The sequence below is a fragment of the Shinella sp. GW821-FHT11G07 genome (genome assembly GCF_058808115.1).
Genome location: NZ_JBXARJ010000004.1, coordinates 110,829 through 126,216, shown reverse-complemented (window position 1 = coordinate 126,216; position 15,388 = coordinate 110,829). Strand labels below are relative to the sequence as shown.

Genomic DNA, 15,388 nt, shown 5'->3' with positions numbered 1-15,388 from the left:
CTCCCTTACTCGGCGGCGATTTTTGCGGCAGCGCGGCGGTCGGCGGCCTTTTCGGCATGCGCCGTCAGGCCGTCGCGGAACCAGGCGCCGTCATTCCAGGCCTTTTTGCGGGCATCGAGGCGTTCCGCATTGCAGGGGCCGTTGCCGGCGATCACGTTGAAGAACTCTTCCCAGTCCGGCTCGCCGAAATCGTGGCCGCCCTTCTCCTCGTTCCACTTGAGGTCCGGGTCCGGCACGGTGAGGCCGAGGTATTTCGCCTGCGGCACGGTCTGGTCGACAAACTTCTGGCGCAGCTCGTCGTTGGAATTCTGCTTGATCTTCCAGGCCATCGACTGGGCCGAGTGCACGGAGGCATCGTCCGAGGGGCCGAACATCATGAGCGACGGCCACCACCAGCGGTTCAACGCATCCTGCACCATGGCCTTTTGCGCCGGCGTGCCCTTCACCATGCGCATCAGGGCGTCATAACCCTGGCGCTGGTGAAAACTCTCTTCCTTGCAGATGCGCACCATGGCCCGCGCATAGGGGCCGTAGGAACAGCGCTGCAACGGCACCTGGTTCATGATCGCCGCGCCATCGACCAGCCAGCCGATCGCGCCGATATCGGCCCAGGTCAGCGTCGGATAGTTGAAGATCGAGGAATATTTGGCCTTGCCGGAATGCAGCTGCTCGTACATCTGGTCGCGGCTGATGCCGAGTGTCTCGGCGGCACAGTAGAGATAGAGGCCGTGGCCGGCCTCGTCCTGCACCTTGGCAAGCAGGATCGCCTTCCTCTCAAGGGTCGGCGCGCGGGAAATCCAGTTGCCTTCCGGCAGCTGGCCGACGATTTCCGAGTGGGCGTGCTGGCTGATCTGGCGCACGAGCGTCTTGCGATAGCCTTCCGGCATCCATTCCTTCGGCTCGATCTTCTGGCCGGCGTCGACGCGTTCCTGGAAGGCGCGCTCAACGGGATCCATCTCGTCGAGGGACCGGACGCGCGCTGCGTCGGTTTTCACCATCTGGGCATACATGGTCTTCTCCTCAGGCTGTGCGCGTCAGACGCGCTCGAGAATGATGGCGATGCCCTGGCCGACGCCGATGCACATGGTACAGAGTGCATAACGCCCGCCCTGGCGGTGGAGCTGATAGGTGGCAGTGGTGACGAGGCGCGCGCCGCTCATGCCGAGCGGGTGACCGATGGCGATGGCGCCGCCGTTCGGGTTCACATGCGCCGCATCGTCCGGCAGGCCGAGATCGCGCAGCACGGCGAGCGCCTGCGACGCGAAGGCCTCGTTGAGTTCGATGACATCCATCTGGTTAAGCGACAGGCCAGCGCGCTCCAGCACACGGCGCACCGCCGGCGCGGGACCGAAGCCCATGATGCGCGGCTCAAGACCAGCCGCCGCCATGGCGACGACACGCGCTTTCGGCGTCAGGCCTTGCGCCCTCGCGGTTGCTTCGCTGGCGATGAGCAGCGCAGCCGCGCCGTCATTGACGCCCGAGGCGTTGCCGGCGGTGACGGAAAGGTCGGGGCCGTTGACACCCTTGAGCTTGCCGAGCTGCTCGGCCGTTGTGCCGGGACGAGGATGTTCGTCGCGGTCGACGATGAGCGGATCGCCCTTCTTCTGCGGCACATGGACGGGCACGATCTCATCGGCAAAAATACCGGCCTCATACGCCGCGGCCCAGCGGGCCTGACTGCGGGCGGCAAAGGCGTCCTGATCCTCGCGGCTGACGGTAAAATCGGTGGCGACGTTGTCGGCAGTCTCCGGCATGGAATCGACGCCAAACGCCTTCTTCATCTTCGGATTGACGAAGCGCCAGCCGATCGTCGTGTCATAGACGGCATTCGAACGGGAGAAGGCACTGTCGGCCTTCGGCAAGACGAAGGGCGCCCGGCTCATGCTCTCGACGCCGCCGGCGATGACGAAATCACAGTCGCCGGCACGGATGGCGCGGGCAGCCATGCCGACGGCGTCCATGCCGGAGCCACAGAGGCGGTTGACGGTCGTGGCGGGAATGGAAACGGGAAGACCGGACAGCAGCACGGCCATGCGGCCGACATTGCGGTTGTCCTCACCGGCCTGGTTGGCGCAGCCATAGATGAGATCATCGACCTTCGACCAGTCGACGCCGGGATTGCGTGCCATCAGGCCCGAAAGCGGCAGGGCCGCCAGATCGTCGGCGCGGACCGACGACAACAGGCCACCATAACGGCCGATGGGCGTACGGACAGCATCGCAGATAAAGGCTTCGGACACGCGGTTTCCTCCCTGTACCCAAGGCCGGCTCGCCTCTCCCGAAACATTCGCCGACCGATCGGTTGGTTATTTACCACCCAACACATCACAAATCAATGGCCGTTTCTCCATATTCTGTGATGTTTAATTTCAGCAGCCGATATCATAGCACAAACTGCGTTTTTCCGTGTGAAAAGTGCCTCAGATGGCGTCGCGCAACAGCGAAAGACGACGCAGCGTCGCCTCGCTCGCCTCCGGCAGCGCACCATCCGCCGTCACGAAATGGCGGGCGACATGCAGGTCCGCCTCGGGCGAAAGGCGAAGGTAGAGATCGTTGAAAAGCCGCCGCGCCTCGTCGCCCGGCCAGTCGGCCGGCAATGCCGCCTGCGGCAGGCGCGGATCACGCAGCACGACGAGGCGGAACTGGTGCACCAGCACCAGCCGGGCGGCGAGGCTTTCGGCCGCCGCCAGCCGCACGCCGCCACCGAGCAGATCGGCAAGCCGCCCGAACCGTCGGATGAAGCCGCGATAGGCATCCGCGTGCTGTGCAAGGTTCCAGTGGTCGGCCGCAAAGGCGCCTAGGTCGCCTTCGCCGCTCACAACCTCCGCCCGGAAGAGCACGGCCGGCTGTTTCAAGGACGGCATGGGCCGCGCGCCGACGGCAAGCCTTGGCCCCAGCCGCGCATGGCCGGCGCGCTCCAGAGCTTGCATCGCCTCGTCCGGCGCCGAGCCCGTCAACTGCACGAAATGCCAGTCGGCCACTTCCGGCGGGCCGAAAAGCATGCGGGCGGCGGCGGCAAATTCGGTACGCGCCGGCGCTGCCAGCCGATAAAAGCTACGGCGCCCCTCGCGCTCGCCCGACACCTGCCCGGCGGCGACGAGCCGCGAGACGGCGGTGCGCACCAGCGTTTCGCTGATGCCGACATCGGCGCAGGTGTCGATGAGGTTGCCGGTCCAGACCACGCCGCCACGCGGCTCCACCACGTCGCCATAGATAGTGACGATGAAGCCGGCCGCCTTCAGCGGGCTCTCCTCGATGATCGCCTTGATCAGCGCGCCGAACGCGCTTTCTGGCCTGTCCTTCTCACCCGGCACGTCTGCCCGCCTTCATTTGCAACTTCGATCGTGCCGAGGACTACCCCAGAATTGGCCGGAACGGAAAGCCCGCACGCGCCGCGGAGCCCGTAATCTCACAGAAGAGGGGCATGTTTCGTCAGTAAATATTTAAGCCGCATCTGCCATCGTCCCTCGACAACCGACCCTCGAGCGAACCGTCGTCGAGGGCTGGAGCGCGGAGATCAACGAAACACGATGACCGACCGGCATGCCCCACCATCCTTCCGGGGGCTGGGATATTATGTCCCCGCCATCGTCGTCGCGTTCGCCGTGCTGGTCGCCGTCTTCCTTGCGGATGTCCAGAAGCGCCGGCTGGAGGAAGAGTATCTGCGCTCCTTCACCACCGAACAGCTCGGTCTCCTCCGCTCGCGCCTACAGGGCAATATCCTCGGCAACGTCAAGCTGGTGCAGGGCCTCGTCGCCACGCTCTCCACTGAACCCACCATGCCCCCCGCCCGCTTCGCCGATCTTGCCGGCCGCATCTTCGACGAGGACAACCAGTTGCGCAGCCTCGCCATTGCGCCGGATTTCGTGATCTCCCTGGTCTATCCGCTGAAGGGCAACGAGCGCAGCCTCGGCCTCGACTATCGCACGAACGAACGGCAGCGCGCCGCCGCGATGCAGGTGAAGGAACTGGGCCGGCTGATCGTCACCGGCCCGGTCGACCTCGTGCAGGGCGGGCGTGGAGTGATTGCGCGCTACCCTATCCATGCCGGCAAGGACAAAGCGTTTTTCGGCATCGCATCGGCGGTGATCGACCTTGAGAAACTGTTTTCCGCCAGCGGCTTCAAGAGCGACATGCGGGTCGCGCTCGCCATTTCCAGCCGGGCTCATGATGGCGGCGAGGCACGCACCTTCTTCAACACGACCGCGGCCGTCGATGTCGAACCGGTGGTGATGACCATCGATATCGGCCACGAAATCTGGACCATGTCGGCCGCACCGTTGAAGGGTTGGCACCAGCCGTCCGCCGATCTTGGCCTGTTTCGCGGCGGCCTTGCGCTGCTCGCCATCATCATCGTCGCGCCGATGTTCTGGGTCGGCTACCTGATGAAGGACCGTCACCGGCATATCCTGGCACTGCAGGACCGGGAGGACAGGCTCGAAACCGTCTCGCAACGCCTGCAACTGGCGCTCGACGCCTCCAAGGTCGGCGTGTGGGAATACGATACCGAGACCAAGGCGCTCTCCTGGGATGCGCGCATGCGAAAACTCTACGGCGTATCGGCGGCGCAGCCCGTTTGCAGCTACAAGGACTGGCGCGCGGCACTGCATCCCGATGACATCGAGGAGGCCGAACGCGTTTTCGCCGACGCTATCGCAGCGGACAAACCCTACATTACCGAATTCCGCGTTTTGGCCAGCGACGGCAGCATCCGCCACATCCGCGCGCACGGCATGACCTACCGCGCCACTTCCGGCGCAAAACGCATCGTCGGCGCCAACTGGGACGTGACGCAAGACAACCAGTTGCAGGCCGATCTGCTGCAGGCAAAGCTGACGGCGGAAGCGCAGAACCGTGCGCTGGAGGAAGCGCGCCTCGTGCTGGAGCACAACTCTTTGCATGACGCGCTGACCCGCCTGCCGAACCGGCGCTTCCTCGACCAGCAGATCGCGCTTGCCGGCAGCGGCGACGGACGCCCGCTGACGCTGCTGCATATCGACCTCGACCGCTTCAAGGATATCAACGACACGCTCGGCCACGCCGCCGGCGACGAGGTGCTGAAACAGGCGGCCGGCGTCCTGCGCGCCCATGTGCCGGCCGAAGATTTCATCGCGCGCATCGGCGGCGACGAATTCGTCCTGCTCTCGCGCCGCGATCCCGTCGTGGCCGACTTCGCTGCCCTTTCGGCCCGTCTGATCGCGGCAATCAGCGAGCCGATGGCGATCGAGGGCCATGACTGCCGCATCGGTGCAAGCATCGGCATCGCCACGCGCAATGACCTGGAGGAATCCACCGAACAGTTGCTCGTCAATGCCGATATCGCCCTTTACGAGGCCAAGCGCCGCGGGCGCAACCGCGTCGAGGCGTTCAACGACGACCTGCGCCTGCGCACCGTGGAGGTGAAGCGGCTCAGCGACGACATTCTGCGCGGCCTCGAGCAGGGAGAGTTCCACCCCTTCTTCCAACCGCAGTTCGACGCGCAGACGCTGGAGATCGTCGGCGTCGAGGCGCTCGCCCGCTGGAACCACCCGACCCGCGGCTTCGTCGCCCCTGACGTTTTCCTGCCGGTCGCCGAAAGCCTCAACGTCGTCGCCCAGATCGACGAAGCGATCCTCGGTCAGGCGCTTTTGCAGGCCATGCGCTGGGAGGCGCAGGGACTGGGTATCGCCCGGGTCTCGGTCAATGTCTCGTGCCAGCGCCTGCGGGATGAAAATCTCATCGAAAAGCTCAAGGCGATGAACATTCGCCCCGGCGCACTGACCTTCGAGCTCCTGGAATCGATCTCCTTCGATACGGCGGACGACGGACTGAAACAGGCGATCGAGGACATCAAGGCGCTCGGCATCGAGATCGAGATCGATGACTTCGGCAGCGGCCACGCCTCCATCGTCAGCCTGCTGGAACTGTCGCCCAAGCGGCTGAAGATCGACCGGCGGCTGGTGCAGCCCTTGACGCAATCGACCGCGCAGCAAAGCCTGGTGCAATCGATCATCGACATCGGCAAGGTGCGCAACATCGAGACGGTCGCCGAGGGTGTCGAGACGATGGCGCATGCCGAATTGCTGCGCCGTCTCGGCTGTCATGTCCTGCAGGGCTATGCCCTCGCCCGACCGATGGCGGCGGAGGATTTCCTCACCTTCGCCAAGGCGCGCGCCTGGATGCCGGCTGCGGGAATGTCCCTTACGGCGGCAAAAGCGCGCTAAGCGCATCCGCAAGCACGCGGCCGTCATGGTGGCCGCGCTGCCATGGATCCTCGAACTCGCCGATCACCACCTCTGCGCCCAGTCGCGCGCACGCAGCCTCGAGAGCCTCGGTCCCGAGATAGGCGAAAGAACCCGCCGTCTTCTCGAAAGGCAGGATCTGACGATTCGCAAGGACATGCGTAAAGGGCCGCACATCCGCCCCGCCCCGAGCGTGCCAGACGTCGGCAGCAAACTCCACCATGCGCGCCACATCCATCCCGCGCGTCTCGCGGCATTGCAGGATATTGCCGAGGAAGACGCGGCGGGCATGCACATTGCGCACGATCGCCGGCACGATCCCGTCGACCAGGAAATGTGGCAGCACGCTGGTGAAGAAGCTGCCCGGCCCGAAAACCACGGCATCCGCACTTTCCAGGCTTTCGATCACCGCTTCGTTGGCCGGCACGGCGGCCCCATCTCCGGCGGAAAGCATGATTTCGCGCACGCCCGTCGCGCCGTCGGCATCGCCGAGCGCTGTCAGGCGATGCTGTCCCTCGATGCGTGTGCCGTCATTCAACACGGCCGAAAGCGCCACATCGTTGATCGCCGTCGAGGGCCAGACATGGCCGGCGACCTCGCACAGCTTGCGAAAGACGAAGATCGCCGTGTTGATGTCGCTGTTATGGGCAAGGTGCGCGCCGGTCAGGATGAAATTGCCGATGCTGCCGTTGCGGAAATCGAAATCCGGTCCGATCGCCGCCCGGAACGTGCGTAGGTAGTTGAGGATCGCCCCGCGCAGGCCAGGCTCCATACGCTCCAGAAGCGGATGGCGGCCTTCGGCATAGAGCGCGAACTCCGTGCGGGCGTCCTCTTCGGCGCCGCTGGTCATGCGGGCATTGCAGACTTTCACCACGTCGCCCGCCCGGCCCTCGCCATGTGCCATGGTCATCAGCGCCTGGCGGATATCGCCGACGGCGAGCACGCCCAGGCTTTCGCGGATCACCTTGGAGCTGCCGCCGCTATCCCAGGCCGGAACCACCCGCGTGAGCCTGACCGGCAGGGAACAGAGGGCAAGATTGATCGAGCGGCAGGCACTGCCGCCCGAAAAGAGCACGATATGCGGACGTCGGCCTTCGGCCATACCTTCTCCTGCGGTTCTTTGCCTACGGCCCGATATTGTAGGCCGCACCAATCAGGGTCTTGGTATAGTCCGCCTGCGGCGCGCTGAAAATGGCGTCCGTTGGCCCCTCCTCGACGATCCTGCCGTCCTTCATCACCACGACATAGTCGGACATGGCGCGCACCACCGAAAGATCGTGGCTGATGAAGACATAGGACAGCCCATGTTTGGCCTGGAGATCGCGCAGAAGCTCGATCACCTGGCCCTGCACGGACCGGTCGAGTGCCGAGGTCGGTTCGTCGAGGATGACCGCCTGCGGCTTCAGGATCATTGCCCGCGCAATCGCGATACGCTGCCGCTGGCCACCGGAGAACTCGTGCGGATAGCGGTTGCGCGCCGCGGGATCGAGCCCGACCTCCTTCAGCGCCTCGATCGCCCGCTTGTCGCGGTCAGCGCGCGAAAGCTGCGGTTCGTGCACATAGAGGCCTTCGGTGATGATCTCGCCCACCGTCTGGCGCGGCGAGAGCGAGCCGTAGGGGTCCTGGAAGACGACCTGCATGCTGCGCCGGAGCGGCCGCATGCCGTTGCGGTCGAGGTCGGAAATATCCGTCCTGCCGAAACGGTAGGCCCCCTTGCTGGAGATCAGGCGCAGCAACGCCCGACCGAGCGTCGACTTGCCGGAACCCGATTCCCCCACAACGCCGATCGTCTGGCCCTCATGCAGACTGATGCTGACATTGTCGACGGCGCGGAAGGTGGAGGCGCGTTTCTTAAGCAGCCCCCCATCGATCTTGTAATCGACGACGACATTGCGGCCTTCAAGGATGATCGGCGCATTGTCGGCCGGAGCAGCCTTGCGGCCATGCGGCTCGGCATCGATCAGCATGCGCGTATAGTCGGCCTTCGGGTTTTCGAAGATCTCCGCCGTCGCACCCTGCTCGACGATCTCGCCACGCCGCATGACGGCGACCCGCTCGGCAAAATGCCGCACGATGCCGAGATCGTGCGTGATGAGCACGATCGCCATGTCGAAGCGTTTCTGCAGATCGCGCAGCAGTTTGAGGATCTGCGCCTGGATCGTCACGTCGAGCGCCGTCGTCGGCTCGTCGGCGATCAGGATGTCCGGCTCGTTGGCGAGCGCCATGGCGATCATGACGCGCTGCCGCTGACCGCCCGACATTTCGTGCGGGTAGCTGTCGATGCGCCGATCCGGATCCGGAATGCCGACCAGCTTTAGCAGTTCCAGCACCTTCGGGCGTGCCTGTTTCCGAGTGCCGCCGCGATGATGCACGATCACCTCGGCGATCTGCTTGCCGATCGGATAGAGCGGGTCGAGCGAGGTCATCGGCTCCTGGAAGATCATGGTGATCTTTGCGCCGCGAATATCGTTCAAGGCCTTGGGCGGCAGGCCGACCATCTCCTTGCCGCGATATTTCGCCGAACCCGAAACCCTGCCATTGCTGGCGAGCAGGCCCATGATGCCCATCATGGTCTGGCTCTTGCCGGAACCGGATTCGCCGACGACCGCCAGCGTCTCGCCGGGACGGACATCGAGATCGATGCCCTTCACCGCATTGACGTCGCCATCCGGCGTCGTGAAGGACACCGTCAGGCCGCGCACGGCGAGGATCGGTTCCATGGTGTTTTGCGTCTCTGCCATGTCAGCGATCCTTCGGGTCGAACGCATCACGCAGGCCATCGCCGACGAAATTCAGCGAGAACAGCGTGACGACGAAGAAGATGGCGGGGAAGATGAGCAGCCACGGCGCCGACTGGATGTTGTTGGCGCCTTCCGCAATCAGCGAGCCCCAGCTCGTCAGGGGCGCCTGCACGCCGAGGCCGAGGAAGGACAGGAAGCTTTCGAGCAGGATCACCTTCGGCACGATGACCGTCACGAAGATGACCACGGGACCGATCGTGTTGGGGATGACGTGGCGGCGGATGATCTGCCAGTCCGTCAGGCCCAAGGCCTCCGCCGCACCGATGAACTCGCGCCGCTTGAGCGACAGCGTCTGGCCGCGCACGATACGGGCCATGTCGAGCCATTCCACCGCGCCGATGACGAGGAAGATCAGCACGAAGCTGCGCCCGAAGAAGACGACGAGCACGACGACGAGGAAGACGAAGGGCAGCGAGTAGAGGATTTCGACGAAGCGCATCATCACATTATCGACGCGACCGCCCATATAGCCCGAGATCGCGCCATAGGTGACGCCGATGCCGAGCGAGACGAGGCTGGCGAGCAGGCCGACAGCAATCGAGATCTGCCCGCCGAGCATGACTCGCGCCATGAGGTCGCGGCCGTTGGTGTCCGTGCCGAACAGGAAATATTCCCGGTCGACGATGCCGGTCAGCGTCAGCTTGCGGCCTTCGTCCTCGGTCGCGGTAACCTCGGTCTTGTCGAACTCGTTGGCCCGGTCGAAGTAACGCGTCGCGCGCGGGTCGATCGGGTCCTTCGCGGTGATGATGGCGGTAAAGGCCTCGCCTTCGACGGAGAAGGATTGCAGCTCGACGCGGGCGCGCGTCGCGACACCCTTCATCGCCTCCTCCAGCGAGTCTTCGCCCGGCCGTGGCTCAAGGCTCGGCGGGATCGTCACGTAGGAAGAGAAGACCTGATCATAGCTGTGGCTGATGAAGAAAGGGCCGAAGAATGCGAAGCAGGCAATCAGCACCAGCATCACGGAGCCTGCCATGGCAGGGCGGTTGCGGCGGAAGCGCATGACGGCGAGCTGGAAGAGGCTGCGACCCTTCACCTCGTTCGCGGGGGGTACGGAGACGATGGTGTCAGTCATGGCGAACCCTCGGATCGAGCAGGCCATAGAGAATGTCGACAGCCAGGTTGAACACGATGACAAAGATAGCGATCAGCACGACCGTGCCCATGACGAGCGTATAGTCGCGGTTGATCGCCCCAAGCACGAAGTAACGGCCGACACCGGGAATGGTGAAGATCGTCTCCACCACCGCCGAGCCGGTGAGCAGGGCAGCCGCGCAGGGGGCGAGGTAGGAGACGACCGGCAGCATCGCGCCGCGCATGGCATGCACCACGACCACCGATTTCGCCGGCAGGCCATAGGCCCGCGCGGTACGGATGTGGTCAGTGCGCAAGGCCTCGATCATCGAACCACGGGTAAGCCGCGCGAAGACGGCAAGCTGTGGCAGGGCAAGCGCGATCATCGGCAGGATGAGGAAGCGCAGCGAGCCATCCCCCCAGCCGCCGGCCGGCAGCCAGGCCAGCACGATGGCGAAGATCAGCGTCAGCACGGGACCGACGACGAAGTTCGGCACCGTGACACCGACGGTCGCCACCGACATGACCGCGAAATCGAGCGCGCTGTTCTGGCGCAGCGCCGCAAACGTGCCGATGATGACACCACCGACGAGCGCCAGCAGCAACGCATAGAAGCCGAGCTCGATCGAATAGGGCAGCCCCTTGCCGATCAGTTCGGCCACGCTGTTATCCTTGTAGATGTAGCTCGGTCCGAAATCGCCGGTGACGGCGTTGCCCATATAGGTGAGATATTGTCGCCAGAGCGGCTGATCGAGCTGGTAGGCCCGCATCAGGTTTTCCATCGTGGCGGGCGGCAGGGGGCGTTCGAGGTTGAACGGTCCGCCAGGCGCAAAGCGCATGAGAAAGAACGAAATTGTGACGACGATGAATAGCGTCGGCACGGCGCTTGCGAGGCGCCGCAGAACAAAAGCAAACATGGCCAAGACTCCTGAGCAACGATGCGTGGCCTGGACGGCCACGCATCGTCAGCGGATCATTCAGAAACGCTGAGAAAGCGGCTCAGGTGTTCGTTATTGACGTTGTCCGCCCATCCCTTGACCTTGTCGGAAACCAGCCACAGGTCGGCCTGGGTCAGAAGCGGCGCGACCGGCTGCTCCTTCATCAGGATGACTTCTGCGTCATGCATGAGCTTGGCGCGGGCCGCCGGATCCTGCTCGTCGTAGGACTTCTTCATGAGCCCGTCGAAGTCTGCGTTCGTGAAATGCCCGTAGTTGAAGGTCTTGTTGGTGCTGACGCTGAGCGCCAGGAAGTTCTCCGCATCCGCGTAGTCGGCCTGCCAGCCGGCGCGCGCCACGTTGAACGCGCCGCCTTCCTGCAGGTAGGCGTAGTGCGAGGACACATCGAGGTTCACCAGCGAGACATCGGCGGCAAACGTGTTCTTCCACATGTCGGCGATGGCCGTCGCCACGCGCTCGTGGTTCGGGTTGGTGTTATAGCGGATCTCGATCTTCAGCGGCTTGCCGCCCTCGCCGAAACCGGCTTCCTTCATCAGTTCGAGCGCCTTGTCCTCGCGGTCGAGCTGCGAGAGCGTGCCGAAATCGGCAAAGCCCGGCTCATAACCCTGGAGGCCCGGAGGCACCATCGAATAGGCCGGCAGCTGCGAGCCCGAGTAGATTTCCTTTGCGAGGAAGTCGCGGTCGACGGCCATGGAGAGCGCCTGGCGCACGCGCACGTCGCTATAGGGCTCCTGGCGGGTGTCGAAGGCATAGTAGTAGGTCGCCAGCGACGGCGAGACGCGGACCTGTTCGCCATAGCTCTTCTTCAGGCGATCGATCTGATCAGCCGAGAAGTTGTAGACGAGATCCATTTCCTTCGCTTCGAAGCGGCGGACGGAGGCGGCCTGGTCGTCGATCGGGTAGAAGATCACCTTGTCGAGCTTGACGGCGGCGGCATCCCAGTATTCGGGGTTCTTTTCAACGACGAGGTTGTCGTTCGGCACATGGCTGACGAGCTTGAATGCGCCGTTGGAGACCATCGTGCCGGGCTTGACGAAATCGGCACCGTTCTTTTCGACGCTGGCCTTGGAGACCGGCAGTGCCGTCTGGTGCGCGAGCAGCTCAAGGAAGAAGGGCGTCGGGCGCTCCAGCGTGATTTCCAGCGTCTTGGCGTCGACAGCCTTGAGGCCGAGCTGGTCGGTGCCGAGTTCGCCCTTGTTGACCTTCTCGGCGTTCTTGATCGGATAGAGGATGTTGGCGTAGCCTGCCGCCGTCTTCGGATCCTCGACGCGGGCGAGCGAGAACACGAAGTCCTCAGCCGTCACCGGCGAACCGTCCGACCACTTTCCATTGTCACGCAGCTTGAACGTGTAGACTTTGCCATCATCGGAAACCGTCCAGCTTTCGGCGGCGCCCGGAATGATCTTGCCGGCGGTGTCATAGATCGTCAGGCCCTCGTAGAGGTCCTTCAGGATGAATGCTTCGATATTGATGGAGGTATGCGCCTGGTCGAGCGTCTGCGGCTCGCCGGCATTGCCGCGGTGAAGCACCGCTTCTGCGAGCGCCGGACTTGCGCCCAAGAGGATCGCACCGGCGAGAAGAGCTGCACGAAAGCCAATAAGTTTGTTTGCCATTTTTTGTTTTCCTTCCCCGTTGTTTTTTTGGGTGCCCAATCAATTGTCCCTGTTTGTGGACTTGGCAAGACCCTAAAAACAGGAAATGCACAGCGATCAGCAAATCTCCGCAAAGCTTGAAAAATCAGGGAAAAAGCGGTCAGAAGGCCCGATGCACGGCAAGAAATGAGAAAAATATTTGCGTTTGCCGAAATTATTCGCAGTTTTCTGCCCATCGTTTCGCAAGAATTTCTGCGATCAATCGCGCAATCAATTCACCGCCAGAAACGGAGTTCCAAGATGAACATGTTGAAAACCCTCGCCGTCGCGGCCGCCCTTCAAGTTGCGGTTTTCGCCCCGGCCCTGGCCGGCGAAAACCTCGCCGCCGTGCAGTCGGCCGGCGCGCTGAAGATCGGCACCGAGGGCACCTACGCACCCTTCACCTTCCATGACACCGACGGCAAGCTGGTCGGCTTCGACGTCGAGATCGGCGAAGCGATCGCCAAGAAGCTTGGCGTCAAGGCCGAGTTCCTGGAAGGCAAATGGGACGGCCTGATCGCCGGCCTCGACGCCAACCGCTACGACGCCGTGATCAACCAGGTCGGCATCACCGATGCGCGCAAGCAGAAGTACGACTTCTCCGAGCCTTACATCGCTTCGAAGGCCGTGCTGATCATTCGCGCCGATGACGACAGCATCAAGGGTTTCGCCGACCTCAAGGGCAAGAAATCCGCCCAGTCGCTGACCAGCAATTTCGGCAAGATTGCGGAAGCGTCCGGCGCCGAACTCGTCGGCACCGACGGCTTCGACCAGTCGATCCAGCTCGTGCTGACCGGCCGCGCCGACGCCACGATCAACGACAGCCTGTCCTTCCTCGACTTCAAGAAGCACAAGCCGGACGCCAATGTGAAGATCGCCGCCGAACAGGAAAATGCCGACTATTCCGGCGTCATCATCCGCAAGGGCGAGCCGGAACTCCTGGAAGCGATCAACAAGGCGCTGACCGACATCAAGGCCGACGGCACCTACCAGGCGATCTCGGACAAGTATTTCGGACAGGACGTCTCGAAGTAATTCTTGGCCCTGCACCGCTTCGCGGCGGCCCGTTCCTCGCCTATAGATAGATTTGCAACCTGGCCGGGGATCACTCCGGCCAGCCGCTTTTCCGGAGGGTTTCCCCGTGCCGCCGTGGCTTCAACTGATGCTGGACTCGCTGGTGCCGCTCCTCTGGGCAGCGCTTGTCTTCACCATTCCGCTCACCCTGCTGTCCTTTGTGCTCGGCCTCACGCTCGGTCTCGTCACCGCGGTCGTGCGGCTGTTCGGGCCGCAACCGTTCGTCGCCATCGCGCGCTTCTATGTCTGGGTGATCCGCGGCACACCCCTGCTGGTTCAGCTCTTCGTCATCTTCTACGGCCTGCCGAGCCTCGGCATCCTGCTCGACGCCTTTCCGGCCGCCCTCATCGGCTTCACGCTGAATGTCGGCGCCTATACGTCGGAAATCATCCGCGCCGTCATCGCCTCGGTGCCGCGCGGCCAATGGGAGGCGGCCTATTCGATCGGCATGAGCTGGTCGCAGGCCATGCGCCGCACCATCCTGCCGCAGGCGAGCCGCGTTGCCGTGCCGCCGCTCTCCAACACCTTCATCTCGCTGGTGAAGGACACCTCGCTCGCCGCCGCCGTCACCGTGCCGGAACTCTTCCAGACCGCGCAGCGCATCGTCGCCACCACCTATGAACCGCTGATCCTCTATATCGAGGCCGCACTGATCTATCTCGCGTTGAGTTCCGTGCTCTCCGCCCTGCAGGTAAGGCTCGAAAAACGCTTCGCCCGCTATGGCGGCTTCCTGGAGGCCCGCACATGATCGAGCTCAGCCACATCGAAAAACGCTTCGGCGACAACCATGTGCTGCGCGATATCAGCCTCACGCTGGCCGAGGGCACTGTCACGGCGCTCGTCGGCCCGTCCGGCGGCGGCAAGAGCACGCTGCTGCGCTGCATCAACCTGCTCGAGACGCCGACCTCCGGCTCCATCAGGCTTGGCGAGGAAAAGATCGACTTCGCCCCCGGCCGCAAGGTCGGCTGGCCGGCAATCCAGAAGCTGCGCCGCCAGACCGGCATGGTCTTCCAGAATTTCCAGCTTTTCCCGCACCAGACGGCGATCGCCAATGTGATGGAAGGCCTGGTCACCGTGCTGAAATGGCCGGCGGACAAGGCCCGCGCCCGCGCGCTGGAATTGCTCGAAAAAGTCGGCATGGCGCATAAGGCCGAAGCCTGGCCGGCGACACTTTCGGGCGGCCAGCAGCAACGCGTCGCCATTGCCCGTGCGCTCGCTCCATCGCCCCGTGTGCTGCTCTGCGACGAGCCGACCTCGGCGCTCGATCCGGAACTTGCGGAAGAGGTCGTCGAGGTGCTGAGCCGGCTTGCCCGCGAGGGCACGACCATGGTCATGGCGACGCATGACCTGCGCCTTGCCTCTCGCGTCGCCGATACCGTCGTCTTCCTCGATGGCGGCGTGATCGTCGAGCAAGGACCACCGCGTGCCCTGTTCTCGACACCTGAGCGGGATCGCACGAAAAAATTCATCGCTTCGCTCAGCGCACCGCACAGCTACGACATCTAAATGCAACACTTCCGTAACGTGAGGTGCTAAATTCCTAGTCGCGGCAGTTGCATCGCACCGACGATTCAAGCAGAGTAAAGAGATATCCATACCTCGCCATGCCCCGGCATGTCCTATAGGGGAGAAAT

At 63.6% G+C, this 15,388-nt stretch carries 12 protein-coding genes; 4 read left to right on the top strand and 8 right to left on the bottom strand.

Annotated features, from left to right (window positions below; translation table 11 throughout):
- Positions 1-5: 5 nt before the first annotated feature.
- The 3 genes from paaA to paaX form a co-directional block, all read right to left on the bottom strand.
- Positions 6-1,010, bottom strand: a complete 1,005-nt coding sequence (gene paaA, locus AC1RT2_RS09635; protein ID WP_256119897.1) for a 1,2-phenylacetyl-CoA epoxidase subunit PaaA — start codon at positions 1,008-1,010, stop codon at positions 6-8.
- Between the two features lie 24 nt (positions 1,011-1,034).
- Positions 1,035-2,240, bottom strand: a complete 1,206-nt coding sequence (gene pcaF, locus AC1RT2_RS09630) for a 3-oxoadipyl-CoA thiolase (RefSeq protein WP_493101464.1) — start codon at positions 2,238-2,240, stop codon at positions 1,035-1,037.
- A gap of 180 nt (positions 2,241-2,420) precedes the next feature.
- The gene (gene paaX, locus AC1RT2_RS09625) at positions 2,421-3,314 is read right to left on the bottom strand and encodes a phenylacetic acid degradation operon negative regulatory protein PaaX (protein WP_069061014.1); all 894 of its coding nucleotides are present in this window, start codon (positions 3,312-3,314) and stop codon (positions 2,421-2,423) included.
- 216 nt (positions 3,315-3,530) lie between these two features.
- On the opposite strand from paaX, the gene AC1RT2_RS09620 reads away from it, so the two are divergent.
- Complete coding sequence (locus AC1RT2_RS09620) at positions 3,531-6,203, top strand: bifunctional diguanylate cyclase/phosphodiesterase (protein ID WP_493101461.1); 2,673 nt, start codon at positions 3,531-3,533, stop codon at positions 6,201-6,203.
- Here the strand turns inward: AC1RT2_RS09620 and AC1RT2_RS09615 are convergent.
- Genes AC1RT2_RS09615 through AC1RT2_RS09595 form a run of 5 tightly spaced genes read right to left on the bottom strand, consistent with a single transcriptional unit; the run spans position 6,181 to position 12,662 of the window.
- Positions 6,181-7,323 carry a gluconeogenesis factor YvcK family protein gene (locus tag AC1RT2_RS09615; protein WP_493101459.1) on the bottom strand — a complete coding sequence of 381 codons (1,143 nt, stop codon included), beginning with the start codon at positions 7,321-7,323 and terminating at the stop codon, positions 6,181-6,183. The two genes, AC1RT2_RS09620 and AC1RT2_RS09615, sit on opposite strands and share 23 nt — an antisense overlap.
- Before the next feature lie 22 nt (positions 7,324-7,345).
- Positions 7,346-8,989: an ABC transporter ATP-binding protein gene (locus AC1RT2_RS09610; protein WP_069061011.1), complete on the bottom strand. Its 1,644-nt coding sequence runs from the start codon at positions 8,987-8,989 to the stop codon at positions 7,346-7,348.
- Entirely contained in the window at positions 8,964-10,094 is a 1,131-nt protein-coding gene (locus AC1RT2_RS09605; RefSeq protein ID WP_493101457.1) for an ABC transporter permease, read from the bottom strand. The genes AC1RT2_RS09610 and AC1RT2_RS09605 overlap by 26 nt, the downstream gene beginning before the upstream one ends.
- Positions 10,087-11,010, bottom strand: a complete 924-nt coding sequence (gene oppB, locus AC1RT2_RS09600) for an oligopeptide ABC transporter permease OppB (RefSeq protein WP_493101455.1) — start codon at positions 11,008-11,010, stop codon at positions 10,087-10,089. Before oppB ends, AC1RT2_RS09605 begins: the two co-directional genes overlap by 8 nt.
- 56 nt (positions 11,011-11,066) lie before the next feature.
- Positions 11,067-12,662: a peptide ABC transporter substrate-binding protein gene (locus tag AC1RT2_RS09595; RefSeq protein ID WP_493101453.1), complete on the bottom strand. Its 1,596-nt coding sequence runs from the start codon at positions 12,660-12,662 to the stop codon at positions 11,067-11,069.
- A 279-nt stretch (positions 12,663-12,941) separates the two neighbouring features.
- On the opposite strand from AC1RT2_RS09595, the gene AC1RT2_RS09590 reads away from it, so the two are divergent.
- From AC1RT2_RS09590 to AC1RT2_RS09580, 3 genes are all read left to right on the top strand, one after another.
- Positions 12,942-13,715 carry an amino acid ABC transporter substrate-binding protein gene (locus AC1RT2_RS09590; protein WP_069061007.1) on the top strand — a complete coding sequence of 258 codons (774 nt, stop codon included), beginning with the start codon at positions 12,942-12,944 and terminating at the stop codon, positions 13,713-13,715.
- A gap of 106 nt (positions 13,716-13,821) precedes the next feature.
- Positions 13,822-14,502 (top strand): amino acid ABC transporter permease, encoded by a 681-nt coding sequence (locus tag AC1RT2_RS09585; protein WP_493101450.1) that lies wholly within the window; start codon positions 13,822-13,824, stop codon positions 14,500-14,502.
- Positions 14,499-15,260, top strand: coding sequence for an amino acid ABC transporter ATP-binding protein (locus AC1RT2_RS09580; RefSeq protein ID WP_493101448.1), 762 nt, complete (start codon positions 14,499-14,501; stop codon positions 15,258-15,260). Before AC1RT2_RS09585 ends, AC1RT2_RS09580 begins: the two co-directional genes overlap by 4 nt.
- The last annotated feature ends 128 nt before the right edge of the window (positions 15,261-15,388 follow it).

Coding starts and splice junctions, on each gene's coding strand:
- AC1RT2_RS09610 (WP_069061011.1), bottom strand. CDS start 8,989: ATGCGTTCGACCCGAAGGATCGCTGACATGGCAGAGACGCAAAACACC.
- paaA (WP_256119897.1), bottom strand. CDS start 1,010: ATGTATGCCCAGATGGTGAAAACCGACGCAGCGCGCGTCCGGTCCCTC.
- AC1RT2_RS09620 (WP_493101461.1), top strand. CDS start 3,531: ATGACCGACCGGCATGCCCCACCATCCTTCCGGGGGCTGGGATATTAT.
- AC1RT2_RS09590 (WP_069061007.1), top strand. CDS start 12,942: ATGAACATGTTGAAAACCCTCGCCGTCGCGGCCGCCCTTCAAGTTGCG.
- oppB (WP_493101455.1), bottom strand. CDS start 11,010: ATGTTTGCTTTTGTTCTGCGGCGCCTCGCAAGCGCCGTGCCGACGCTA.
- AC1RT2_RS09605 (WP_493101457.1), bottom strand. CDS start 10,094: ATGACTGACACCATCGTCTCCGTACCCCCCGCGAACGAGGTGAAGGGT.
- AC1RT2_RS09580 (WP_493101448.1), top strand. CDS start 14,499: ATGATCGAGCTCAGCCACATCGAAAAACGCTTCGGCGACAACCATGTG.
- AC1RT2_RS09615 (WP_493101459.1), bottom strand. CDS start 7,323: ATGGCCGAAGGCCGACGTCCGCATATCGTGCTCTTTTCGGGCGGCAGT.
- AC1RT2_RS09595 (WP_493101453.1), bottom strand. CDS start 12,662: ATGGCAAACAAACTTATTGGCTTTCGTGCAGCTCTTCTCGCCGGTGCG.